The following is a 22,485-nucleotide window of genomic DNA, read 5'->3' as shown; positions in this document are numbered from 1 at the left end:
CCTTCACGGGCGGCACACGATCTCCGACCGGTTCCCCGACGGTTGAACGGCGCCGCCGCGGCGTCCGTATGAAGAGGTGGCCCGCGCTCCCCCGCGCGGGCCACCCACATGACGACGGACCCGGTCGTCCCCGCCGGGTCCGCCCCATACGGAGGTTCCATGGCCGACAACGTCACCTCGTTGTTCCGCAGCACCGCCGCGCACAGCCCGTCGATGGCGGCGCTGACGCGGGAGGGCGGCGACGGGGGCGGCCCGGTGGACTTCTGCATCCCCTGCAACCCGTACTTCCCCACGCCGCAGATGTTCGACGACATGTCGGCCCGGCTGCGGGACATCATCACGTACTACCCGAGCAGCGCCGACACGATCACCGCCGAGCTGTGCAGCCTGCTCCAGCTCCCGCCGCAGGCCGTCGCGATGGGCAACGGCTCCACCGAGCTGATCACCTGGATCGACCACCTGCTGGTGCGCGAGTCCCTCGCCGTCCCCGTCCCCACCTTCGGCCGCTGGACCGACCAGCCCATGGAGACCGGCAAGCGGGTCGACATGTTCCCGCTCCAGGAGTCCAGCGGCTTCGCCCTGGACCTCGCGCAGTACGCCGAGTTCATCCGCGCGCGCGGCACCCGCGTCGCCGTCATCTGCAACCCCAACAACCCCGACGGCGGGTTCCTGCACAAGCACGCCGTGGTGCAGTTCATGGACGCGATGGCCGACCTGGACCTGGTCGTCGTCGACGAGTCGTTCCTGGAGTTCGCCGACGCGGAGACCGAACCCTCGGTGGTCCAGGAGGCGATGCTGCGCCCGAACGTCATCGTCCTGCGCAGCCTCGGCAAGAACTTCGGTCTGCACGGCATCCGCTTCGGCTACCTCGTCGCCAACCCGGCCCTGGCCGGCCGCATCCGCTCCATGCTGCCCAAGTGGAACCTCAACTCCTTCGCCGAACACGTGGTGTTCATGCTGAAGGAGCACGGAGCCGAGTACGCGCAGAGCCTGATGCAGGTACGCCGGGACCGTCTCGACATGGCCGGCCAGCTCTCCGCGCTGCCCGGTCTGACCGTGTACCCCTCCCAGGGGAACTTCCTCTTCGTACGCCTTCCCGTGGGCGCCGAGGGGACGGTCGTGCGCGACCGGATGCTCACCGAGCACCGGATCCTGGTGCGCGAGTGCGGCAACAAGATCGGATCCTCCAGCCGCTTCCTGCGGCTCGTGGTGCGCCCCCAGGTGGACGTGCGTCGCCTGGTGTCCGGCCTGGAACAGGTGCTCTACGGGACCAGGAGGGGAGCCGTCGTACCGGAGCCGGGCAACGGGAGCGGCTACAGCTCCGGTACGGCGGCGGTGGACCGGCTGGTGGGAGCGACGAACGGGGCGGGCCTGCAGGGGCTCGCGGCGCAGGCGCAGGCGTCGGGAGGCGGGGCTCCGATGCCCATGCCCGTGGCCGCGCCGGTCGCTCCGGCCGCCCAGATTCCGGTGCCGATGCCGGTGCCGGCCGCGGCGCAGGTGTTCCCGCAGTCGGTTCCGGTGCCGGCGCCCATGCCCGCGGCGGCCGCCATGGCTCCGGTGCCGCCGCCGATGCAGATACCCGTGCCCGTCGCTCCGGCGGCGGCGATGGAGCCTCCGATGGCACCGGCGATGGCACCGGCGACGGCCGCGCCCGTCGCACCGGCCGCTCCGGTCGTACCGGCCGCCGGGCCGATGGGCGGCCCCGGCGGGCCGACCCCGCCGGGGGTGCCGGCCCGCGGTGGCCTGACGGCCGCGCAGGTGCGGGGCACGAACGGGTTGTCGCCCGCGGCGGCGACCGGCTGGCCGAACGCCCAGAGCTGGCCCAACCCGGCGGGAATGGGCCAGGTCGGCTGACCCGGCCGCTCCCGGCGACGAGACACCCGGGACCGCTGCTCCTTGTCCACCGAGCGGGGTGGCGGGTGGGCGCGGGCCGGGGTCCAGGGGGCTGAGCCCCCTGGACGGGAGGGGCGCCGGGCGGGTCAGGCCGGGGTCAGCCGCCACTGCTGGCACGTGTTGTTCAGCCACGTCCACTGCCGCACGTCCGCCGCGTCGGCCGTCGAGCAGTTCGCCACGTCGGCGACCTTGCCGGTGGCCTGGTTGACGATACGGACGTGGTCGCCGTCCGTCGCCAGGAACCGGAACCGCTGGCACGTGTTGTTCAGCCACGTCCACTGCCGCAGGTCGGCCCCGTCGGCGGTGGAGCAGTCCGCGGTGTCCAGGACCTTGCCGGTGGCGACGTTCACCAGCCTGCTGGTGTCGTCACTCTGGTCCTCCAGCCGCCACCGCTGGTTCGCGCCGCCGTTGCAGGTGTACTGCTGCACGTTCGCCCCGTCGGCGGTGGAACTCCCGGCGACGTCCAGGCACTTCCCGCTGTTGCGGTTGCGCACGGTGTACGTCGTCGAGACCGCCGACGGCTCACCGGAGGGTCCCGCCCAGCTCGCGCCCAGGCGGACCGGCGTACCGAGGTTCGGCGTACCGTCGGAGTTCCAGGTGAACTTCTGCGCGCGGGTCGTACGCCCGTTGTCGCAGCCTTCCGACGCCGCGTCGTTGGCGTGGTAGACGATCCAGCTCTCCGTGCCGTCGGGCGATGTGAAGAAGCCGTTGTGGCCGGGGCCGTAGACGCCGTTCGCGTCGCTGCGCTGGAAGACGGGGGTCGACTTCTTCGTCCAGGAGGACGCCGAGAGCGGGTCGCCGCCGGTGAGGGCGAGCTGGCCGAGTTTGTAGTCGGGGGTCCAGCAGCCGCTCGCGGAGTAGACGAGGAAGGTCCGTCCGCCGCGCTGGAGGATCTCCGGCCCCTCGTTCACGGAACCCCCGCTCGTCTCCCAGGAGTGGGTGGGCGTCGAGATCGTGGAGAAGCCGGTCTCCAGGGTGTAGGGGTTGGACATGCGGGCCGCGACGAGGTTCTGCGTCCCGCCGCCGCTCGCGCTGCCGAACAGGTACAGCCGGCCGTTGATCGTCGCGACCGTCGGGTCCAGCATCCAGGCGGAGTTGAGCTGGCCGCGGTAGGTGTAGGGGCCGAGGGGGTCGGAGCCGGCGCTCTCCAGGACGTGTGTGCGCTGGGTGGGGTTGTAGTCGCCGACGTTCTGGCCGGCGACGTGGTAGAGGTACCAGCGGCCGTTGAGGAAGTGCAGTTCGGGGGCCCAGATGTTGCAGCAGCGGTTCGCCGCGTCACCCTGCCAGACCTGGACGCCGGGCGCGGTGGCGAGTCCGGCGAGGGTGGCGGACTTGCGGACGGTGATGACGCTCGTCCAACTGGTGCTCACCAGGTAGTAGTCGCCGTCGTGATAGGTGATCCAGGGGTCGGCGCCCTTCTGGGCCTTGACGGGATTGGCGAAGGAGGCCGCACTGGCGGTGGGCTGCCCGACGGCCAGCGCGAGCAGCAGTGCGGCCAGCAGGGTCAGTAGGCGACGGGCCATCCGCTGCTCCAGTTCAGGAGGTTGATGCCGAGTTTGGGGGTGCCGTTGTCGTTGCCGTCGTAGTAGTGGTAGACGATCAGGTCGCCGTCGGTGTCCTTCATGATCGACTGGCCGCCGGGACCGATGTAGCGACCGTGCGACTCCAGGACCGGCGTGCCGCCGTTGTTCATGAGCGCGACGCCGTTCTTGTCGTAGTACGGCCCGGTGACGGCGGTGGCGCGGCCGACCTTGACCTTGTAGGTGGATGCGGTGCCCGCGCAGCAGGTGTCGTAGGAGGCGAAGAGGTAGTAGTAGCCGTTGCGCTTGACGATGTACGGCGCCTCGACGGCCTTGGTCCCGGTCGGACGGGAGGCGAGGGAGTAGCGGGTGGTGTTGCCCGACAGCTGCTTGCCCGTCGACGGGTCGATCTGGATCATCTTCAGGCCGGTCCACCAGCTGCCGAAGGAAAGCCACCACTTGCCGTTGTCGTCGACGAAGAGGTTGGGGTCGATGGCGTTGTAGTCGCTGGAGGCGGCGGAGGTGTAGACGGTTCCGTAGTCGCTCCAGGAGCCGGGCAGTCCGGTGGCCGAACCGGCCAGGCCGATCGCGGACCTGTTGGAGCCGAAGGTGGAGACGGCGTAGTACATCAGGTACTTGCCGCCCCGGTAGGAGATGTCGGGCGCCCAGGCCTCGGTCGCCCCGTACGAGGACCACCAGCCCGGCTTGACGGTGAAGGCGTCGCCGCCCGCGCCGAAGGCGATGCGGTCGGTGGAGGTGCGGTGGGACAGGCCGCCGCCCGTGGCGTAGAGGAGGTAGCGGCCGGCGGAGGTGCGGATCATCGTCGGGTCGTGGACGACCGTGGACCCGGTGACCGTGCCGGGGTTGGGGTAGGCGGAGGCGGCGGTGGGGGTCAGGGCGAGCATCACTGCGGCCGGGACGGCCAGCAGCGCGGCCCTGCGGGGGATGCGGCTCATGCGGACGCTCCTTCAGTGGGGGTACGTCGTCCGAGATGTCGAACGGCAGTCGCGTCGTCGGACGGGACCGTAGGATCGAACCCCTCACGCGTCAATGGCCCGCGTCGCCACCGAAACTTTTGCGAAACCTCACGCACCCCCGGCGCTCACCGATCCTCCTGTCCTGCAAGCGACTTGACGATGCGTCATTTTGCCCAACTGACAGCCCGCCGACAGGAACCCTCCCTACGGTGCCGTGCTCATGACAGACACCTCGGGTACACCCCACCCCTCCGTCGGACGCCGGACCGTCCTGGCCGCCACCGGTGCCACCGCCGCCGCCCTGGCCGTCGGCGCGGCCGCCGCCCCCAAAACGCCGGCCGCCCCGGCCGCGCCGGACACCGCCCCCGTGGCCGCCGCGGCCGTGTGCACCCTCACCAAGGAGATGACCGAAGGGCCCTACTACCTCGACGGACAGTACGTCCGCGCCGACATCACCGAGGCCAAGGCGGGCATCCCGCTGAAGCTGACCCTCACCGTCGTCGACGACGACACCTGCGTGCCGCTCACGAACGCCCTGGTCGAGCTGTGGCACGCCGACGCGCTCGGCGAGTACTCCGGCTTCGTCGGCAACAACGGCCACAACGAGCCCGACAGCGGCACCTTCCTGCGCGGCGGCGTGCTCACCGGCTCCAACGGCGTCGCGACGATCACGACCGTCTACCCGGGCTGGTACCGGGGCCGCTGCGTCCACATCCACGTCAAGGTCCACACGAACGTCACCGTGACCTCCGACGGTCACTTCACCGGTGGCCAGGAGCTCCACACCGGCCAGCTCTTCTTCAACGAGACGGTCACGACGGCGGTCGCGCGCGTCTCGCCGTACTCGACGAACACGGTCACCCGCACCACCCTCGCCCGGGACTCCATCTACGACGGGGGAGGCGCCGCCTCGGGCCTGCTCACCCTCACCGCCCTGGGCAGCACCCCCGCCGCGGGCTACACCGGGACGCTCACCCTGGGCGTCGAACGCTGACCCCCGCGCCGGGCGTCGCCGCGGGTGCGGCGGCGCCCGGTCCGGGGCCGCGTCCTCACCGGTCAGGCGGCTTCGTGGTGCGGCGTGAGCCCGATGGCCAGTTCGGCGTCCATGGCCCGGGCCAGTCGCCGCAGGAGGGGGATGGCGGGCACGGTGCCGCCACCCTCGATCCGGGAGATCTGCGGCTGCCGCATGCCACCGCCATGACCGGGCCGAGGCGGAAACCGTGCCCCCGCGCCCCGAACACCTTTTCCGCTTCCGGGTGTTCGGCCAGCCGGAGCACCCGCTCGCGCACTCCCGTCCACGTGTCCTCGCTCATGCGCACACGTCAAAGAGACGCGCACCCGACCGGCACGGGATTTTCCGGCAGGGCACGGGTGCGCGGCGCCCGCTCCTCCCTGACGCGTCCTGGAACGAATTCGCCGGTGGCTGTCGATCCGGCGGCGTCCCGTTCGACGTCATGGTGTGCGGGGTCCCCCCGCACGACGACGCGACAGGACCTGGTGAGGAAAACCGTGGATCAACTGCTGCGAGTGATGAACTTCGGCGTCTCGAGCGACGGGATCGGTGCCGGTGAGCACCAGACTCTCGAACAACCGTTCGGCCATGTCGATCCCGGGCGGCTGTTCGCCTGGGCCGGGGCCACGGCGAGCTGGCCCATGCGCACGGATCCCGGGGGGAGCCGGGGTCTCGACGACTACTTCACGCGGGACTTCGCGCGCAACATCGGTGCCGAGATCATGGGCCGCAACAAGTTCGGGCCCCAGCGGGGGCCCTGGCAGGACCACGACTGGCGCGGCTGGTGGGGGGAGGAGCCGCCGTTCCGCACGCCGGTGTTCGTCATGACCCACCACGAGCGTCCGTCGTTCACGCTCTCCGACACCACGTTCCACTTCGTCGGCGGCGAACCCGGCGCGGTCCTCGAACGGGCGCGGGAGGCGGCCCGGGGCAAGGACGTCCGGCTCGGCGGCGGCGTCACCGTCGTCCGGCAGTTCCTCGACGCCGACCTCGTCGACACCCTGCACGTGGCGGTCGCGCCGGTGCGGCTCGGGTCCGGACTGCGGCTGTGGGAGTCCCCCGACGAGCTGCTCGACCGGTTCCACCTGGAGGTCGTGCCCAGCCCGAGCGGCGTGACGCACCACCTGTTCTGGCGACGGTGACGCGAGGGCCCCGTCGCGTTCGGGCCGCCACCGCGCGGGGCGTCCGCGGCGGGGTACCCCCGTCGGTCGGTGGTCCGTACGTCGGTGGCCGGCCCGTCGGTGACCCGCACGTCGGTGACCCGCACGTCGGCGGCCCGCCCGCCGGTCCGTGGGGAGGCGATCGGTGTGGAGGCGGCCGGTGGGCCCGGCCGGGGCCCGGGAGCCTGGGGGCCGGGGCTCGGGAGCCTGGGGGCCGGGGCTCGGGAGCCTGGGGGCCGGGGCCCGGGGCCCGGCCCGTTCCTGCCGGTGCGGCGGAATACCGGCGGCACGGACCTTGTTGCCCGCCATTGTCGATCAACAAGGAGGAAGCCCCGTGCCTGCGATCCTTCGGCCCCGCGCGCTGCGCCCCGGTGACCTCGTGGTCGTCGCCGCGCCCTCGGGCCCGCTCGAGCCGGGTGAGGAGCCCCTGCTCGCCCGCGGTGTGGCGATACTCGAGCGGATGGGTTTCCGCGTGCGGGTCAGCCCGATGGTCGACCCGGCGCGGAGCCGCTGGTGGGCCTCGGGCACTCCGGCGGAGCAGGCCGACGAGCTCAACGCCCTGCTCCGGGACCCGCAGGTGCGGGCCGTCGTCGCGCACACCGGTGGACAGGCGACCATCGGCTATCTCGATCTGATCGATCTGGACGCGATCCGGGCCGACCCGAAACCGATCATCGGCTACAGCGACATCTCGCTGCTGCACATGGCGCTGCACGCCAGGACCGGCCTCGTCGGCTTCCACGCCGACATCGCCACCCACGGTTTCGGCGGCGACTGGTACACGCTGGGCGACGAGGCGCGTCGCTCCGAGCTCGTCGACCTCTACACCCGTGTGCTCACCAAGGCCGAGGCGCCGGGGCCACTGCCGGCGAGGGAGGCGTGGGAGACCTGGCGGCCGGGCAGCGCGCGGGGACCGCTGTTCGGCGGCCTGCTGAACCGCCTGGTCCTGCTGCAGGCGACACCGTTCGCGCCCGCCGCCGAACAGTTCGATGGCGCCGTGCTGTTCTGGGAGGAGCTGCAGCGGCCGGTCTCGCGGATCTGGAACGACCTGCACACCCTGCGGCTGTCCGGGGTGCTGGACCGGATCGCGGGCATGGTGGTCGGCATCCCGACCGAGGTCGCGCCCCACGAGGGCGGCGGAGGGCGCGCGGACCTGCGCGACGTGGTGCTCGACGTCCTGGGCCCGCGGGACATCCCGGTTCTCGCCCAGGTCGACTTCGGTCACCACTCGCCGAACCTGCCGCTGCCCCTCGGCGTCCGCGCACACCTGGACGCCGACAACCGGACGCTGTCCCTGATCGAACCGGCGGTCACGGAAGGCTGAGTCCTGCCGGACGCCGGACGCCGGTCGTATGCCGCCCCGCGCCGTGGGGCCGCCGTGCGAGGAGAGGGGGCCCCGGGACGGAACACCCGGGACCTGCCCGGCCGGTCGTGGAGCCGTGAGTGCCGCCTCACGGTCGGCGGGACGAACGCCGCGGCCGCCGTCCCGCCGACCGCCGAGCCGCCCGAAACGGCCGGCCGGCCCCTCATCCGTTCAGGCCCAGCTCGCCGGCGCGTATCCCGGCCTGGAACCGTGAGCCCGCTTCGAGGGCGTCGAGTATGCCGGCGACCCGCCGGCGGTAGGTTCGCAGGGACATGCCGAGCTCCCGCGCGGCCGCCTCGTCGGTGGCGCCCGATCCCAGCGCGCGCAGCACCTTTCGGCTCTCGGCGTCGAGCCGGGGCCGCTCGCCGCGCAGGAAGACCTCGAGGTCGGTCGCGGTCTCCCAGGCGGCCTCGAACAGCGCGTACACCCCGCCGACCAGGGTGGGGGCGGTGGTCAGGGTGTACTCACGGCTGCCGGCCACGTCGGTGTCGGCGAGGATCGCCAGCCGCCGGTCGATGACGATCGTCTCGTGGGGAAGAGCCGTGGCGGCGATCCGCACCCGGGCGCCCCCGTCGGCAAGCTCACCCAGGTGCTCGCGGCCGCGCTCGTCGGCCAGCGCGGCGACGCTGTACAGCTTGCGGATCCGCCGGGCACCGCTGTTGTTCCGCATCCGCTCGCGGGCGGCCCGCCGGGCACCGAGGTGGGACCAGGTGTCGAGGTCGCGGGCGGCGCAGACGAACTCCTCGCTGACGGAGGAGAACAGGCGCGCGGTACGCGCCAGGAGTTCCAGGTCACCGCGGACCGTCACCGTCTCCGTCACTCCCCCATTCTGCCCGGTGGCAGCAAGATGCCACCGGTTCGACCTCCTAACGCCCCTCCCCGCAGGCTGAGTTCATGAGCAACGTCTTCCGCCTCGGTGGCGACCTTCCGACAGGCCGGATCGGCTTCGGGGCCATGCGCCTGCCCACCGGCAGCCTCCGCGGTCCGGCCCGCGATCCCGAGAGCGGCCGCGGTGTCCTGCGCCGCGCCGTGGAACTCGGCGTCGACCACATCGACACCGCCGCCTTCTACACCAGCGGTGACGGCACCGTTCGCGCCAACGCCCTGATCCGGGAGGCCCTTCACCCCTACCCGGCCGGTCTGGTCGTCGCCACCAAGGTCGGCCCCGTCCGCACCCCTGACGGGGGCATGGCCGAGACCACGGATCCCGCGGACCTGCGGCCGCTGGTCGAGGAGAACCTCGAGACCCTCGGCGTGGACCGCCTGGATCTGGTGTATCTGCGCATCGGCGGCATCGCGCCACCGCCGCGGGGCGAGTCCGTCGCCGCGCGCTTCGAGGCACTGGCCGCGCTGCGCGAGGAGGGCCTGATCCGCCATCTGGGCCTGAGCAACGTGGACACCGGACACCTCGCCGAGGCCCGTGCGATCGCGCCCGTCGCGGCCGTCCAGAACCGCTTCCACGCCGCCAGGCGCGACGACACCGAACTCCTGGCCGTCTGCGAGAAGGACGGCATCGCCTACGTGCCGTTCTTCCCCCTGGGCGGCGGCGTCGACGACCTCACCGGCGACCGCATCGCCGCGGTCGCGGACCGGCACGGTGCCACGGTCCCGCAGATCGCCCTGGCCTGGCTGCTCGCCCGTTCTCCGGTCACCCTGGCCATCCCCGGCACCGGCTCTCCCGCCCACCTGGAGGAGAACATCGCCGCCGGGGCGATCGTTCTCACCCCGGAGGACCTCTCCGATCTCGCCTGACGGAGGGCCGTTCCACGCCGGCGCGGGGGTGCGCGTCGACGGTTCGGTGAGGGCCGAACCGTCCGGGTCGTAGCGTCCGGAGTGCCGCGCGGGAGAGGCCCGCGCCGATGACGTGGGAGGCCCCCGTGCCGGAGACGGACCTGAAGCAGCGACTCGCCGAGCGGTTCCGGGAGGTCAACGGCGACCATCCGATGACCGGTGCGGACGACGCGTACGTCAGTACGCAGTTCGTCGTCCTGGAGGAGCTGTGCGCGGTCCACGGCCGTGACGCCGACGCGGTCCGCCGGCTGATGCTGGGGCGGCGTCTGCCGCTTCCGGGGTATCTGCGCTCCGACGGTGCCGAGATGGTGCCGGCCGACCTGTTCGCCCTCGCCGACGAGGCCGGCGGCGTGGACCTCCTCGAAGCGTGGTTCACCGCCCACTGGGCCGACCCGGTGGCCGGGAAGGCGGAATGGGAGGCGTACCTCAGCGGACAGTACGTCTGTCTGCGCTCGGTGACCCCGGTCGCCATCCGGCGCAAGGACCAGCTGACGGCCGCGATCGAGGCCGCCGTGGACGGGGCGGACCCCGGTTCGGCGCGGTGGTCCGGTCGGCTGCACGCCCTGGTCGACGAACTCGACGCCCTGGAACCGGCGTTCACGGCCTACGACCGTCTCCGGTTCGGCGGCCCCACGTCCCGGGACACCTGTGTCGACGCCGTGCGCGCCCGCTTCCCGCGCCCGTGACCCGGGGCCGCACGCGGCGGGTGCGGCCCCGCGGGGCCTCGGCCGTCGCGTGCGGTCAGGCGCCCGCCCTCCGTGCGATGCCGAGCCAGCCCGGTACGTCCACCTCCGCACGGACCGTCTTGCCCGGCGCGGGCACGCGGTCCACCACCTCCCAGCGGGCGGCGACCGCGTCCACGAGCAGCAGCCCGCGCCCCGCCTCGTCGAGCGGGCACGGCGGGCGTACGGCGCCGGGGCCCGGCGGGGGCGGGCCCGTGCGGGTGTCGGTGACCTCGACCCTGACGCTTCCCGGGATCAGCAGGAGCCGCAGCTCGAAGTCCCTTCCCGGTACGCGGCCGTGCGTCACCGCGTTCGCCGCGAGCTCCGCCACGATCACCGCGACCGCGTCGGAGACGTCCGTGCCGTGCGGGACGCCCCAGCGTTCCAGCTGGTGCAGCGCGAGGTGCCTGGCCAGGCGGGCGCCCCTCGGGGTCGCGCTCAGCCGCTGCGTGAACACACGTACGGTTACCAAGGGTTGGGGGGTGGGACGTACTGTCATGCCGCCAATGTGACGGGTCCCGAAGGGCGTTCACCAGGTCAGAGCCGCGTACGCTGCGCGAGCGTACGCGGTCACGGGGTGGACAGTACTGGTGACGGGGCGTGACCATGGGCGCGGGAGGTGACCATGGCGGTCGACGGGCAGGCGGGCACGGGCAGCGGCGAGCCGGAGTCGTCGGACAGTCTGCGGACGTTCGGCGCGGTGGTCCAGGCCCTGCGCGAGTTCAACGGGCTGAGCCGGGAGGAGTTCGGCGCACTGGTGGGCTTCTCCAGACACACGGTGGCCTCGGTGGAGCTGGGCAGGCGCATGCCGGACGTCGACTTCGTCGAGGCGGCGGAGAGGGCGCTGGGGAACACGGGGGCGCTGCGCGCGGCGGCCCCCTATCTGATCCGGAGGCCCGGGCTGGCAGCCTGGTTCCGGCAGTGGGCCCGATTGGAAAGCAAAGCGATCACGCTCTACACGTACGAATGCCGTCTGATCCCCGGCTTGTTGCAGACCGAGGCCTACGCCCGGACCCTCTTCCGCAACCAGTTACCGCCTCTCGACGACAGGCAGATCGAGGCCCAGTGGGTCGAGCGGGCCAGGCGGCAACAACTGCTCACGGAGCGGCCGAACACCGCCTTCGGCTTCATCCTGGAGGAGCACCTTTTCCGGCGCGGTACCGGCGGCGTCGATGTCACGCGCGAATTGATCGACCACGTGGTGAGGATCGGCCGACTGAGGAATGTCGAGATCCAGGTCATGCCGACCGAGCAAGAGGCACATGCGGGGCTGGACGGTCCGATGCGACTGTTGGAGACCCCGGAGAACAAGTGCTTCGCCTACTGCGAAGGACAGGAAAGCGGCCAGCTCATCGCTGACCGACAAGTGGTGAGCATGCTTCAGATGCGGTATGCCAGGATGCGCTCACAGGCTCTCACTCTCAGGGACTCAATGAGCCTGTTGCAGCGGATGCGAGGACACCTATGAGCACCACTGAACTGACCTGGTTCAAGAGCACTTACAGCGGCGGCTCAGGCGACGACTGCGTCGAGATTGCCCTCTCCTGGCGCAAGTCCAGCTACAGCAGCAGCGGCGACGGCGACTGCGTCGAGGTCGCCGCTCTCCCCCACCACGTCCACGTCCGTGACTCCAAGGACAAGGACGGGCCCCGGCTCGCCCTCTCCCCCGTCGCCTGGGCGGAGTTCGTCGCCCACGCGGGCAGGTGAGGGAGGGGGCCGCCCGCACCCGCGCGGGCGGCCCCCTCGGCTCACCTCACCTGCCGGGGCACTCCTTCCAGGCCATGTGGTACACCGTGCTGATGTCGCCGTCGGTCGAGTCCATCGTCATGAAACTGACCTTGCCCGGCGCGGAGGTGCCCGCGTTGACCCGCAGCTCGGTGTTGATGTTGAAGTTGCGCTGGATCCCGCAGGGCGCATAGACGAGCTGGGCCCAGTCGGTGACGTCAGTGGCCTGCCAGTTGTCGTTGTAGGCGCCGTTGAAGGTGTGGTTCTTGAACACCGTGCCGGACGAGCCCTGGAAGTAGTACGAGGCCCGCTGGACGGCGCTCGCACCGGGCTGGAGCGAGGCGAAGCCCCGGTAGTCCGCGCCGGCGATGGCGTACGTGAAGCCCTGCGGGACGTGGACGACCAGGCTGAGCTGGCAGTTCTTGCGGAACGCCGTGGGGTCGGAGGTGCCGCCGGCCTGGGCGAGGTAGTCGCTGTAGGTCACCGTGAAGGCGGTGTTGTCCTCCGAGACGGCGACGGCCGCGGTGCCCGCGGGACAGCCGGAGCCGTTGACCGTGGCGACATCGATGACGATCTTGTCCGGGGGCGGGTCGTCGAACACGGGGGACGAGGTGTGCGCGGGAAGCGCGGAGGTGACGAGAGCGGCGACGGCGCCGCTCAGAAGGAGCCCACCTGTCATGGTCTCTCCCTGGGGTCGGGGGGTGGCTGTGCCCCTGCCGCCACGTCAACTCTGTGAACAGTCAATGGAGTTGCCGTGAAGGGGCGGGGCGTTCGCATCGTAGGGAGCCGTGTGGGACGCGCCCAGGTGGAACTCCGGCCATTCACCCGGAACCGTTCACACCGCTCCCGCGACACCCCCGTCGCTCCTTCTTCTCTGTGACCGTTCCTGTTCAAACCGTTGACACTCCCCCCACCCGCTCCTAGGGTCACGCAAACATTTCCGACCACGTGTCGAGATTTCGAACGGCGGAAGGGAAGCACCCTGAGCACCACCGGAATCAACACCCACGTGACCGGAGTGCCGTAGCGCGGCGGCCCCACGTACCCACCGGTGCAGCCCGGCAGAGGCATCACGCGCGTCGACGCGACCCGGATGCCGGCCGTACCGCCGCACCTCTGTCGATCTCACGCCGCGTCCTCTCCCCGCGGTCCGGTCCGTCCAGCGCGCCCGGATCCCGCAGGACGCCGGCGTACCTGCTCCCTCAACGACGAGAAGAACAAGGAACGATCACCATGCGCACTCGAAGAGCCGCTCTCGGCATCATCACCGGCGCCTCCCTCGCCCTCGCCCTGTCCGCCTGCGGCGAGCAGAGCGCGGCCGGCTCCGGCTCCGAAGGCGGCACCATCGGGATCGCCATGCCGACCAAGTCCTCCGAGCGCTGGCTCACGGACGGCAGGAGCGTCGTCAAGGACCTCGAGGCCAAGGGGTACAAGACCAAGCTGGTCTACGGGGACGACGACCCGCAGGCCCAGGTCACGCAGATCTCGGACCTGGTCGAGGAGCGCGTCGACGCGCTGATCATCGCGGCCATCGACAACAAGTCGCTGACCGACGTCCTCAAGCAGGCCGCCGCCGCCGACATCCCGGTGATCTCCTACGACCGGCTCATCCTGGACAGCGGGAACGTCGACTACTACGTCTCCTTCGACAACGAGCAGGTCGGCCGGCAGCAGGCCCGCTACATCATCGACCGGCTCGGACTGGAGGACGACAAGGGGCCGTTCACCATCGAGCTGTTCGCCGGGTCGCCCGACGACAACAACACCCGGTACTTCTACGAGGGCGCGATGTACCTCCTCCAGCCGTACCTGGACAGCGGGCAGCTGGTCGTCCGGTCCGGCGAGACCAAGCTGGAGAAGATCACCACGCTGCGCTGGGACGGGACGACCGCGGAGTCCCGCATGAAGCGCATCCTGTCCAAGTCGTACAACGGCAGGACGGTCGACGCGGTCCTGTCGCCGTACGACGGCATCTCCCTGGGGGTGCTGGCCGCGCTCAAGTCGTACGGCTACGGCTCCGACGGCAAGGACCTGCCCATCGTCACCGGCCAGGACGCCGAACTGGCCTCGGTGCGGTCGATCATCGCGGGCGAGCAGTCGCAGACCGTCTACAAGGACCTCCGCGAACTGGCCACGGTCGCCGCGAACATGGCCGACGACATCCTCAAGGGCAGGACGCCGAGGATCAACAACCGCCGGGGCTACCAGAACGGCGTGAAGGCCGTGCCCGCCTACCTGCTCCAGCCGGCGAGCGTCGACAGGAGCAACTACGCCGCCGTCCTGGCCGGTTACTACACCGCCGACGAACTGAAGTAGACGGTCCCGGGCGGACGGGTCCGGACGGCGGTCCCGGGCGGGCCGGGCCGGACGGCGGTCACGGGTTCTCCCAGGCCGCCGGTTCGGCCGCCAGGTCGCGGACCTGGCCGGGGAGGGCGTCCGCGGCGATGTCGGCCACCGTGACGCCCTCCAGGATCTTGCGGACGTTGGCGCGCAGGGCGATCCACAGGGGCAGCAGGGGCTGTGCGCTGCCCGTGTAGGTCAGGCCGGTGGGGCGTTCGCCGCGGACGGAGACGATCGGGCCGTCGACCGCGCGGATCACGTCCGCCACCGTGATCCGCGCGCTCTCGCGGGCGAGCCGGTAGCCGCCGCCTCCGCCGCGCCGGCTCTCGACGATGCCGCCGCGCCGGAGGTCGCCGAGGATCCCCTCCAGGAACTTGTGCGGGATGCCCTGCTCGGCGGAGATCGTCTCCGCCTTCACCGGGTCGCCGCCCTGCCGCACGGCCAGCTCCAGTACCGCCCGTACCGCGTAGTCCGCGCGTGCCGAGATCCTCATACCGCCATTGTGGGGCAGGCGGCGCCGTGCCGGTCAGGCCAGCCGGATCACGTTCCAGGACAGCGGCTCCAGCACCGCCCTCAGCGTCCCGTCCGTGACCGTCGTGCCGTCCACCGCGTGCGGGACGACCCGCTCGGGGTCGTCGAGCGTGTTGCGGGCGTCCGGGTCGGCGTCGGCGAGCGCGCTGTGCTCGACGAGCCGGGAGACGCCGAGGCCGTTCAGGGTCACCTCCAGCGGGAGCTCCCCGGTGCGGTCGCGGTTGACCGCGAAGACCGTCACCGAGCCGTCGTCCGCGCGGACGGCGGTCGCGTGCAGCAGGTCCGTCTCGCCGTACTTCTGCGTCGTGTACGTGGGCGAGTCCACCCGGACGTCGAGCACCTCGCCCCGCCCGTGGCGCGACGCCTGGGCGAACGGGAAGAACGTCGTCTGGCGCCAGGCCGGGCCGCCGGGCTCGGTCATGATCGGCGCGATGACGTTGACCAACTGGGCCAGGCAGGCGACGGTGACGCGGTCGGCGTGCCGCAGCAGGGCGACGAGGAGGGAGCCGAGGACGACGGCGTCCAGGACGCTGTAGTTGTCCTCCAGGAGGCGGGGTGCCTCGGGCCAGTCGTCCTGCGCGAACGTCGTCGCCTGCTCCTGCCAGCGGGACATGTACCAGACGTTCCACTCGTCGAAGGAGAGGTTGATCCTCTTCTTCGACTTCAGCCGCGCGCCCACGTGGTCGCAGGTGGCCACCACGTTCTCGATGAAGGACTCCATGTCGACGGCGGACGCGAGGAAGGAGTCCACGTCGCCGTCGTGCGGCTCGTAGTAGGCGTGCAGGGAGACGTGGTCGACCAGGTCGTACGTCTCCCGCAGGACCGTCGCCTCCCACTCGGCGAACGTCGGCATCGACTGGGCCGAGCTGCCGCAGGCGACGAGTTCGACGCCGGGGTCCTGCTGGCGCATGGCGCGGGCGGTCTCGGCGGCGATCCGGCCGTACTCCTCGGCCGTCTTGTGGCCGGTCTGCCAGGGGCCGTCCATCTCGTTGCCCAGGCACCACAGCCGGATGCCGAAGGGGTCCTTGTCGCCGTGGGCGGCGCGCAGGTCGGACAGGGCCGTGCCGGAGGGGTGGTTGGCGTACTCCTGGAGTTCGAGGGCCTCGGCGACGCCCCGGGTGCCGAGGTTGACCGCCATCATCGGCTCGGCCTGGGGGCCGACCTTCCTCAGGAAGGCGATGTACTCGGAGAGGCCGAAGCGGTTGGTCTCCGTCGAGTGCCAGGCCAGGTCCAGGCGGCGGGGGCGGTCCTCGACCGGGCCGACGGAGTCCTCCCACTTGTAGCCGGAGACGAAGTTGCCGCCGGGGTAGCGGATCGTGGTGACGCCGAGTTCGCGGACGAGGTCCAGGACGTCCTGCCGCAGGCCGGCCTCGTCGGCGGTGGGGTGGCCGGGCTCGTGGATGCCGGTGTAGACGCAGCGGCCCAGGTGTTCCACGAAGGAGCCGAAGAGACGGGGGCTGACCGGGCCGACGGTGAAGGCGGGGTCGAGGGTGAAGCGGGCGGTGCTCATCTTTTCCTTTCGGAGGGGTTCGGTTTCGTCCGGGAGGCGGTCACTGGCCCGCGAGTCCGGTGTGCGCCACACCGGCCACGATCTGGCGCTGGAAGAAGACGAAGACGACGATCAGCGGCAGGCCCGCCATGAGACCGCCCGCCATGAGCTGCGCCCACTGGATGCCGTAGGAGTTCATGACGGTCGCGATGCCGTTGGGCATCGTCATCAGGTCGGGGTTGTTGGTCACCATGTACGGCCACAGGAAGTTGTTCCAGGAGGCGATGAAGGTGAAGATGCCGACCGCCGCGAGCGCGGGGCGGGAGAGCGGGACCACGATGGTGAGGAAGACCCGCCAGCGGCCGGCGCCGTCGATGAACGCCGCCTCCTCCAGTTCGCGCGGGACGCCCTGGAAGAACTTGTAGAGGATGTAGACCATGGCGGCGGGCGCGCACTGCGGCAGGATCATGCCCCAGTAGGTGTCGACCATGCCCATCTGCTGGACGGTGGTGAACAGCGGCACGCCGAGGACGGCCGGGGACACCATGAGGCCCGCCATCACCACGCCCATCAGGACGTTCTTGCCGCGGAACTCGGTGCGGGCGAAGCCGTACCCGGCGAGCGCGCCGACCACCAGCACGATCGCCGTCACGCACACGGACACCACCAGGGAGTTGACGAACCAGTCGGTGATGTTGCCGGTCTCGAGGAGGGCCGTCCACGCCTGGCCGGTCCACTCCTCCGGCAGCCAGTGCGGCGGCACCTCGACGGCCTCGGTCTCGGACTTGAGCGAGGTGAACAGCGCCCAGGCCAGGGGGGCGAGGAACACCGCGGAGACGGCGGTGCCGAGGAGGGTGAGGACGATCTGTGCGGGGGTCCAGCCCCGGCGGGGCCCGACCCGTTCCTGCGGTGCGGCGGTGGTCATCGGCCGCCCTCCTCACGGTTGCGCAGCAGCCACATCCGTACGAGGGCGACGGCCGCGATGATCACGAAGAAGATGATGGAGACGGCGGAGGCGTAGCCCACGCGGTAGCTGGTGAAGCCCTGTTCGAGGGTGTACTGCACGAAGGTGCGGGTCGAGCCCTCCGGCCCCGGGCCGAAGTCCTGGATCACGACGGCCTGGTCGAAGACCTGGAGCGAGGCGAGGACCTGGAGGGCGACGACCAGGCCCGTGATGTGGCGCAGCATCGGCAGGGTGATGCGGACCGTGCGGTGCCAGGCGTTCGCGCCGTCCAGCTCGGCGGCCTCGTACAGGTGCGCGGGGATGCCCTGGAGGGCGGCGAGGTAGAGCAGGAAGCTGAAGCCGACGGTCCACCACAGGGTGGTGATGACGACGGCGAGCATGGCGTACGACTTGTCGGTCAGCCAGGGCGTCCCGATGCCGAGGACGTGGTTGACCATGCCGGTGCCGGGGTTGAACAGCCACTGCCAGAGGTTGGCGGCGACCGTGGACGGCAGCAGGAAGGGGGCGAAGAAGCACAGCCGCCACAGCCACCGGGCGTGCTCGATGTGGTGGGCGAGCATCGCGAGGAGGAAGGCGAGCAGGGTGATGCACGGCACCACGAGCAGCGTGAACCAGGCGCTGTGGCCGAGCGCGTCCCACATCAGCGGGTCGTCGAGGGCCTCGCGGTAGTTGTCGAGGCCGACGAAGCCCGCGCCGTCGCCGGAGATGTTGGCGTCGGTGAGACTGAGGTGGAGGCCGCGCAGCAGCGGCCAGATCACGAAGAGCGCGAACAGCACGAGGAACGGGGCGACGAACCAGCCGCCGTGCTGGAAGCCCTGCTTGCGGCGGACACCGGCGCCGGCGGCGACGGTGGTCGCGCGTGCCGGGCGGACGGCGGTCTCGGCGCTGGTCGTCATGCGACGGCACCTCCTTGCGCGGCGGTGCGGCCGTCCATGGGGTTCTTCGAGGCGAGGAGTTCGGCGAGCGTGCTCCTCATGCGGCGGGCGGCGGCGGCCGGCCCGGCGGAGCCCACCGTCGAGGAGACGACGACCGGGCCGACGCGCTGGGCGAGGATGCCGGTGGACCCGGCGAACCACACCTTCGGTTCGGTGGCCTGGTGGTCCATCGCGGAGACGTACTCGTTCTGCGGGCTCAGCTCTCGGTAGGCGGCCGTGGAGAGGGTCGGGGTGTGGGCGGGGATGTGTCCGCCGGCCGCCCACTGCCGGGCGTGCCGGACGACGTAGGCGGCGAGCCGGTGGGCGGCCGCGTTCGTGGCGCCGCCGCGGCCCGACTGGTGCGGCAGGACGAAGGCGTGCGACTCGGCGTGGGTGGCGGGCCTGCCGAAGACGGGGGGCAGCGGGGTGGCGCCGTACTCGATCTTCGCGGCGTCGAAGACCGGCACCGACCAGTTGCCCTCCCAGGCGAAGGGGGCGCCGTTGACGAACTGTTCGGCGCCCGCGCCGCCGCCGAAGCCGGGGTCGGCGTACCCGTCGGTGATGTGGCGGCGCAGGAACTCCAGGACCCGCGTGGCCTTGTCGGTGTCGAAGGTGACCTCGGTACGGGCGTCGTCGAACCAGGTGCCGCCGAGCTGGGTGTAGAAGGCGACGAAGAACCACCACTGGAAGTTCTGGTCGTTGAGCCACAGGCCGATGGTCTGCAGCCCCTTCTTCGTGGCCTTCCTGGCCTCCTTCAGCACGTCGAACCACTCGTCGGTGGACGTCACGGGCACCATCCGCCCGTCGGTGCCGAGCAGGCCCGCCTTCCTCAGCACGTCCTTGCGGTAGAAGCAGAGCTGGACGTGGATGTCGAGCGGGAGGGCGTAGAGCTTTCCGCCGACGACGGCGCGCTTCCACAGCTCGGGGTTGAAGTCGGCCTCCTTCACGCCGTACTCGGCGAGCAGCCCGACGTCCCAGGGGTCCAGGAGGCGGCCGGGCGAGAAGCCGGTGACCCGGCCCATGTGCATGACGCCGAGGTCCGGTGCGCGGCTGCCCGCCGCGGCCATGGCGAGCTTGGTGTAGAAGGGGCTGCCCCACTGGAGGGTGGAGTCCTTCACGTCGATGCCGGGGTGGTCCGCGCGGAAGGCGTCCAGCATCGCGATCATGTTGTACCCGTCGCCGCCGCTGAAGAGGTGCCAGTACCGCACCCGGGTGTCGGCTCCGGAGGCGAGCGCGTCGGCGCCGGTGCCGAGCGCCGCGAAGCCGAAGCTGCCCGCGACGGTCAGCCCGCCGGCGGCGGCCAGAAGTTGCCTGCGACTCAGGCCAGGTCGTCCCATACCCTGCCCTAACTGTTCGACATTTCGAATTGTGCCCGTAACTTCGAACGGGACCGTAGGTTCGATGCGCCCCCGCGTCAATGGTTCCGACAGGACTCACGGCAACCTCCGGGCGAAGGGATGACAGCGCTTTCTGCCAAGGGGACGCCCCGGTCCCGTCCTCCGCCCGTTTCCGTACCGCCGCGCGCCCGCTCCCCTTCCGCGCCGTGCCCGATCGGTGCCCGGTTCCCCGTGACGGGGACACGTCCGGCCGCGTAGCCTCGGAACGGCTGCCGCGGGACGGTGGGAAAGGGGAGCGGATGGACGACGCGGGCGTGCGCGGAGCGGCTGCCCGGATCGCCTCGGCGCTGCGGCGCGCGAGAACCGGGACCGCCATGCGCCGGCTGGCCGGCGAACTGGCCGGCGCGCTGCGGGCCCGGCCCCGGACGCCGGCCGGGGTGCGCGAGATCGCCCGCGCGCTGTGCGAGGAGATGGCCGCGCTGCGCGGCGGCCGGCCCGTGGAACTGCGCTTCGAGCGGTTCCCCGACGAGATCGAAGTGACCGGCCTGTGGGTCGAGTTCGAGGACTTCGACCTCGTCATCGTGGAGGAACGCGCCGAGGAGGTGCAGCAACTCGTCATCCTCGGGCACGAGTTGTGGCACCTGCACGCCGGACACGACCACCGCACCGCCGGCCCGGCGGCCGCCCGCGCCCTCGCCGTACGGCCCGCGTGGCGCGACGCGGCCCTCACGGTCGCCGCCCGCGACGGTTCCCGCGCCCAGGACGAGTCCCAGGCCGACGACTTCGGGCACCGGCTCGCCGCCACCCTGCGGCCCCTGCTCGGCGGCGACGGCACCGCCGCCCCCCTGGAGCCCGTGCAGCGCTCCCTGGGCTACCGGGGGCGCGCGGGCGGTGAGCGGCGGTGAGCGGCCCGCTCCTCGCCGCGGCGCGGCTCGCCGAACCGCCGGCCGTGACACCGGCGAGCTTCGTCAACGAGTTCTACCCCTCCTTCTGGTGGATCCCGGCCGGCATCCTCGCGGCCGCCCTGGCGATCAAACTGCCCAGCATCATCCGGCTGTGGACCGACCCGCTGCTGCGCGCGGTCGGCGGCCTGCTGCTGCTGGCCTGCGCGGTGTTCGTGTTCGTCGCGCCGTCGACGATCGCCTGGGTCAACCGGGTCACCGGCGTGCCCAACATCTCCGGACCCTGGGTGTACTCGCTGCTCACCGCGTTCTGCGGCTCGTGCCTGCTGCTGATCATCACCTGGCGCAACGGCCTGTCCGACCGCTCCGCCCGCACCCGTTCCGCCATGCGCTGGGTCCTGGGCACCTACGCCGCCGTGATCGCCGCGCTGTGGGTGCTGTTCGCCCTCGCGGAGATGCCCGAGGAGCGGCTGCGGGACCTCGACACGTACTACGCGAACACGCCGTACGCCCGCGAACTGATCGTGCTCTACCTGCTCGCGCACACCACGGCCACGCTGGTCACCAACGCGCTGATCTGGAACTGGGTGCGCGCCGACGGACTCGACGCCCTGCTGCGCTGGGGGCTGAAGTTCCTCGGCGTGGGCTACGCGCTGCAGTTGGTCTTCGACGCGGCCAAGGTGACCGCCGTGGTGAGCCGTTGGGCGGGGCGGAACCTGGACTGGCTGAGCACGGCCGTGGCGCCGCCGCTGGCCTGCCTGTCCGCCATCCTGATCGCGGTGGGCTTCATCCTTCCGCACGCCGGCCAGTACCTGCACGACCGGCGTCAGGTCAGGGACGCCGTGCGCGAACTGCGGCCGCTGTACGCGCTGATGAAGGCGGTCGGCGGCACCGGTGTCCCCCGCGTCCTGCGCTCCGCGCCCGAACTGCGGCTGATCCGCCGGGAGACGTTCATCCGCGACGGGCTGCTGTCACTGGCCCGGTTCGTCGACGAGGACCTGCGACGGCGGTCCCACGACGCCGCGCTCTCCCTCGGCTTCCCGCCGGAGCGGGCGAAGGCGCTGGCCGCCGCGGTGACCGTGCTGGACGCGGCGGACGCCAGGAGCCGCGGACGGGAGCACGACACCGGCGGCGAGGCCGACACGACCGACCTGCTGCGGGACATCGGCGCGGTGTCGCGCGCGCTGCGGCACCCGGACACGGTACGGGCGGTACGGGAGGCGGCGGAGCGGGAGCGGACGGTGCGGGAGCGGGCCACGGCGGAGGGGGCGGTACGGGAGGAAGCGGTGGTACGGGAGGAAGCGGTGGTGCCGGAAGGGGCGGTGGCGGCGGAAGGGGGCGTCCTCGCGGCGGAGGCCGGCCGGGCCGACACCCCGGCCGGAGGGACCCGCCCCGGGGCCCCGACGGGCGACCTCCGGTAGACCGGGGCGGCACGGGCGGGGCGGAGGCACGCGGGGCGGTGCCGGAGAGGGCGGTGCCTGAGGGGATGTCGTCGCGACGGACGCCGGCCGGGCCGACACCCCGGCCGGAGGGACCCGCCCCGGGGCGGCACGGGCGGGGCGGGCGGGGCCGGCACGGGCGGGGCGGAGGCGCCCGGTGAGCCCGGAGGCGCCCGGTGAGCGCGGCTTCTCCGCTCCGTCTCCACCGGTCCCGCACACCCGTCGACAAAGGCCGGATCTCGCGGTCGGAGGGCGAGCCGCCCCAGGTGGGGCAGGGGGAGCGAGCGCCGGACACCGGAGCTTTTCGGCCAACGGCTCCGGGGCGCCGTACCCCGTTCACCCGTTACAGCCGCTTCCTCCCGGCCGAGTTCGCGCCGAATTCTCCCGCCCGCGAAGGCGGAGGTAG

Annotated in this window: 22 protein-coding genes; 11 read left to right on the top strand and 11 right to left on the bottom strand. The window is 71.8% G+C overall.

The features are described from left to right. Window positions 1-159 precede the first annotated feature (159 nt). A complete protein-coding gene (locus ACZ5FU_RS29695) occupies window positions 160-1,854 on the top strand; it encodes a pyridoxal phosphate-dependent aminotransferase (RefSeq protein WP_468835908.1) in 1,695 nt (564 codons plus the stop codon). Window positions 1,855-1,979: 125 nt separating this feature from the next. Here the strand turns inward: ACZ5FU_RS29695 and ACZ5FU_RS29690 are convergent, their stop codons facing one another. Further along, window positions 1,980-3,416, bottom strand: coding sequence for a family 43 glycosylhydrolase (locus tag ACZ5FU_RS29690; RefSeq protein ID WP_468835912.1), 1,437 nt, complete (start codon window positions 3,414-3,416; stop codon window positions 1,980-1,982). Next, complete coding sequence (locus ACZ5FU_RS29685) at window positions 3,398-4,369, bottom strand: arabinan endo-1,5-alpha-L-arabinosidase (protein ID WP_451529728.1); 972 nt, start codon at window positions 4,367-4,369, stop codon at window positions 3,398-3,400. The genes ACZ5FU_RS29690 and ACZ5FU_RS29685 overlap by 19 nt, the downstream gene beginning before the upstream one ends. A gap of 241 nt (window positions 4,370-4,610) precedes the next feature. Here ACZ5FU_RS29685 and ACZ5FU_RS29680 point away from each other — a divergent pair, with 241 nt between their 5' ends. Next, on the top strand, window positions 4,611-5,384 hold the full coding sequence (locus ACZ5FU_RS29680; protein ID WP_451529729.1) for an intradiol ring-cleavage dioxygenase: 774 nt from the start codon (window positions 4,611-4,613) through the stop codon (window positions 5,382-5,384). A 62-nt stretch (window positions 5,385-5,446) separates the two neighbouring features. Here ACZ5FU_RS29680 and ACZ5FU_RS29675 read toward each other — a convergent pair whose 3' ends face one another. Next, entirely contained in the window at window positions 5,447-5,578 is a 132-nt protein-coding gene (locus ACZ5FU_RS29675) for a helix-turn-helix domain-containing protein (protein ID WP_469047440.1), read from the bottom strand. 321 nt (window positions 5,579-5,899) lie between these two features. Between ACZ5FU_RS29675 and ACZ5FU_RS29670 the strand changes: the two genes are divergently transcribed. Next, window positions 5,900-6,544, top strand: a complete 645-nt coding sequence (locus ACZ5FU_RS29670) for a dihydrofolate reductase family protein (RefSeq protein ID WP_469047438.1) — start codon at window positions 5,900-5,902, stop codon at window positions 6,542-6,544. A gap of 352 nt (window positions 6,545-6,896) precedes the next feature. Continuing rightward, window positions 6,897-7,886, top strand: coding sequence for a S66 peptidase family protein (locus ACZ5FU_RS29665; protein WP_451529732.1), 990 nt, complete (start codon window positions 6,897-6,899; stop codon window positions 7,884-7,886). A gap of 202 nt (window positions 7,887-8,088) precedes the next feature. On the opposite strand, the gene ACZ5FU_RS29660 is transcribed toward ACZ5FU_RS29665, so the two are convergent. Then, complete coding sequence (locus tag ACZ5FU_RS29660) at window positions 8,089-8,745, bottom strand: DNA-binding response regulator (RefSeq protein ID WP_451529733.1); 657 nt, start codon at window positions 8,743-8,745, stop codon at window positions 8,089-8,091. 74 nt (window positions 8,746-8,819) lie between these two features. Here ACZ5FU_RS29660 and ACZ5FU_RS29655 point away from each other — a divergent pair, with 74 nt between their 5' ends. Both ACZ5FU_RS29655 and ACZ5FU_RS29650 read left to right on the top strand, forming a co-directional pair. Further along, a complete protein-coding gene (locus ACZ5FU_RS29655) occupies window positions 8,820-9,677 on the top strand; it encodes an oxidoreductase (protein ID WP_451776330.1) in 858 nt (285 codons plus the stop codon). A 107-nt stretch (window positions 9,678-9,784) separates the two neighbouring features. After that, a complete protein-coding gene (locus ACZ5FU_RS29650) occupies window positions 9,785-10,402 on the top strand; it encodes a DUF6058 family natural product biosynthesis protein (protein WP_451529735.1) in 618 nt (205 codons plus the stop codon). A 55-nt stretch (window positions 10,403-10,457) separates the two neighbouring features. On the opposite strand, the gene ACZ5FU_RS29645 is transcribed toward ACZ5FU_RS29650, so the two are convergent. Next, window positions 10,458-10,937: an ATP-binding protein gene (locus ACZ5FU_RS29645; protein WP_451529736.1), complete on the bottom strand. Its 480-nt coding sequence runs from the start codon at window positions 10,935-10,937 to the stop codon at window positions 10,458-10,460. A 126-nt stretch (window positions 10,938-11,063) separates the two neighbouring features. On the opposite strand from ACZ5FU_RS29645, the gene ACZ5FU_RS29640 reads away from it, so the two are divergent. Then, a complete protein-coding gene (locus tag ACZ5FU_RS29640) occupies window positions 11,064-11,906 on the top strand; it encodes a helix-turn-helix domain-containing protein (RefSeq protein ID WP_451776325.1) in 843 nt (280 codons plus the stop codon). After that, window positions 11,903-12,145, top strand: coding sequence for a DUF397 domain-containing protein (locus ACZ5FU_RS29635; protein WP_451776324.1), 243 nt, complete (start codon window positions 11,903-11,905; stop codon window positions 12,143-12,145). The genes ACZ5FU_RS29640 and ACZ5FU_RS29635 overlap by 4 nt, the downstream gene beginning before the upstream one ends. Before the next feature lie 46 nt (window positions 12,146-12,191). Here the strand turns inward: ACZ5FU_RS29635 and ACZ5FU_RS29630 are convergent, their stop codons facing one another. Further along, window positions 12,192-12,842 carry a DUF4360 domain-containing protein gene (locus ACZ5FU_RS29630; RefSeq protein WP_451776322.1) on the bottom strand — a complete coding sequence of 217 codons (651 nt, stop codon included), beginning with the start codon at window positions 12,840-12,842 and terminating at the stop codon, window positions 12,192-12,194. Window positions 12,843-13,396: 554 nt separating this feature from the next. Between ACZ5FU_RS29630 and chvE the strand changes: the two genes are divergently transcribed. Continuing rightward, window positions 13,397-14,479: a multiple monosaccharide ABC transporter substrate-binding protein gene (gene chvE, locus ACZ5FU_RS29625; protein WP_469047436.1), complete on the top strand. Its 1,083-nt coding sequence runs from the start codon at window positions 13,397-13,399 to the stop codon at window positions 14,477-14,479. A gap of 58 nt (window positions 14,480-14,537) precedes the next feature. Here chvE and ACZ5FU_RS29620 read toward each other — a convergent pair whose 3' ends face one another. The 5 genes from ACZ5FU_RS29620 to ACZ5FU_RS29600 are packed head-to-tail and all read right to left on the bottom strand — an operon-like array spanning window position 14,538 to window position 19,738. After that, window positions 14,538-14,996, bottom strand: coding sequence for an RrF2 family transcriptional regulator (locus tag ACZ5FU_RS29620; RefSeq protein ID WP_451530320.1), 459 nt, complete (start codon window positions 14,994-14,996; stop codon window positions 14,538-14,540). A gap of 33 nt (window positions 14,997-15,029) precedes the next feature. Beyond that, complete coding sequence (gene arfA, locus ACZ5FU_RS29615) at window positions 15,030-16,544, bottom strand: arabinosylfuranosidase ArfA (RefSeq protein ID WP_451530321.1); 1,515 nt, start codon at window positions 16,542-16,544, stop codon at window positions 15,030-15,032. Between the two features lie 40 nt (window positions 16,545-16,584). After that, complete coding sequence (locus ACZ5FU_RS29610) at window positions 16,585-17,448, bottom strand: carbohydrate ABC transporter permease (protein ID WP_451530322.1); 864 nt, start codon at window positions 17,446-17,448, stop codon at window positions 16,585-16,587. Beyond that, window positions 17,445-18,383, bottom strand: a complete 939-nt coding sequence (locus tag ACZ5FU_RS29605) for a carbohydrate ABC transporter permease (RefSeq protein ID WP_469047434.1) — start codon at window positions 18,381-18,383, stop codon at window positions 17,445-17,447. Before ACZ5FU_RS29605 ends, ACZ5FU_RS29610 begins: the two co-directional genes overlap by 4 nt. Continuing rightward, window positions 18,380-19,738: an extracellular solute-binding protein gene (locus tag ACZ5FU_RS29600; RefSeq protein WP_469047433.1), complete on the bottom strand. Its 1,359-nt coding sequence runs from the start codon at window positions 19,736-19,738 to the stop codon at window positions 18,380-18,382. The genes ACZ5FU_RS29605 and ACZ5FU_RS29600 overlap by 4 nt, the downstream gene beginning before the upstream one ends. 299 nt (window positions 19,739-20,037) lie before the next feature. Between ACZ5FU_RS29600 and ACZ5FU_RS29595 the strand changes: the two genes are divergently transcribed. Both ACZ5FU_RS29595 and ACZ5FU_RS29590 read left to right on the top strand, forming a co-directional pair. Next, window positions 20,038-20,643, top strand: coding sequence for a toxin-antitoxin system, toxin component family protein (locus ACZ5FU_RS29595; protein ID WP_451530325.1), 606 nt, complete (start codon window positions 20,038-20,040; stop codon window positions 20,641-20,643). Continuing rightward, on the top strand, window positions 20,640-22,061 hold the full coding sequence (locus ACZ5FU_RS29590; RefSeq protein ID WP_451530326.1) for an MAB_1171c family putative transporter: 1,422 nt from the start codon (window positions 20,640-20,642) through the stop codon (window positions 22,059-22,061). The genes ACZ5FU_RS29595 and ACZ5FU_RS29590 overlap by 4 nt, the downstream gene beginning before the upstream one ends. Window positions 22,062-22,485: the final 424 nt, after the last annotated feature.

Source organism: Streptomyces sp. NPDC031554, assembly GCF_055580685.1.
This window is presented reverse-complemented; position numbering and strand designations above follow the sequence as displayed.

Bases quoted from the DNA above. Each gene is read 5' to 3' on its own strand.
- ACZ5FU_RS29640 (WP_451776325.1), top strand. From the start codon at position 11,064: ATGGCGGTCGACGGGCAGGCGGGCACGGGCAGCGGCGAGCCGGAGTCG.
- ACZ5FU_RS29655 (WP_451776330.1), top strand. From the start codon at position 8,820: ATGAGCAACGTCTTCCGCCTCGGTGGCGACCTTCCGACAGGCCGGATC.
- ACZ5FU_RS29635 (WP_451776324.1), top strand. From the start codon at position 11,903: ATGAGCACCACTGAACTGACCTGGTTCAAGAGCACTTACAGCGGCGGC.
- ACZ5FU_RS29645 (WP_451529736.1), bottom strand. From the start codon at position 10,937: ATGACAGTACGTCCCACCCCCCAACCCTTGGTAACCGTACGTGTGTTC.
- ACZ5FU_RS29685 (WP_451529728.1), bottom strand. From the start codon at position 4,369: ATGAGCCGCATCCCCCGCAGGGCCGCGCTGCTGGCCGTCCCGGCCGCA.
- ACZ5FU_RS29675 (WP_469047440.1), bottom strand. From the start codon at position 5,578: ATGCGGCAGCCGCAGATCTCCCGGATCGAGGGTGGCGGCACCGTGCCC.
- ACZ5FU_RS29600 (WP_469047433.1), bottom strand. From the start codon at position 19,738: ATGGGACGACCTGGCCTGAGTCGCAGGCAACTTCTGGCCGCCGCCGGC.
- ACZ5FU_RS29605 (WP_469047434.1), bottom strand. From the start codon at position 18,383: ATGACGACCAGCGCCGAGACCGCCGTCCGCCCGGCACGCGCGACCACC.
- ACZ5FU_RS29650 (WP_451529735.1), top strand. From the start codon at position 9,785: ATGACGTGGGAGGCCCCCGTGCCGGAGACGGACCTGAAGCAGCGACTC.
- ACZ5FU_RS29690 (WP_468835912.1), bottom strand. From the start codon at position 3,416: ATGGCCCGTCGCCTACTGACCCTGCTGGCCGCACTGCTGCTCGCGCTG.
- ACZ5FU_RS29595 (WP_451530325.1), top strand. From the start codon at position 20,038: ATGGACGACGCGGGCGTGCGCGGAGCGGCTGCCCGGATCGCCTCGGCG.
- ACZ5FU_RS29695 (WP_468835908.1), top strand. From the start codon at position 160: ATGGCCGACAACGTCACCTCGTTGTTCCGCAGCACCGCCGCGCACAGC.
- ACZ5FU_RS29610 (WP_451530322.1), bottom strand. From the start codon at position 17,448: ATGACCACCGCCGCACCGCAGGAACGGGTCGGGCCCCGCCGGGGCTGG.
- ACZ5FU_RS29680 (WP_451529729.1), top strand. From the start codon at position 4,611: ATGACAGACACCTCGGGTACACCCCACCCCTCCGTCGGACGCCGGACC.
- arfA (WP_451530321.1), bottom strand. From the start codon at position 16,544: ATGAGCACCGCCCGCTTCACCCTCGACCCCGCCTTCACCGTCGGCCCG.
- chvE (WP_469047436.1), top strand. From the start codon at position 13,397: ATGCGCACTCGAAGAGCCGCTCTCGGCATCATCACCGGCGCCTCCCTC.
- ACZ5FU_RS29620 (WP_451530320.1), bottom strand. From the start codon at position 14,996: ATGAGGATCTCGGCACGCGCGGACTACGCGGTACGGGCGGTACTGGAG.
- ACZ5FU_RS29630 (WP_451776322.1), bottom strand. From the start codon at position 12,842: ATGACAGGTGGGCTCCTTCTGAGCGGCGCCGTCGCCGCTCTCGTCACC.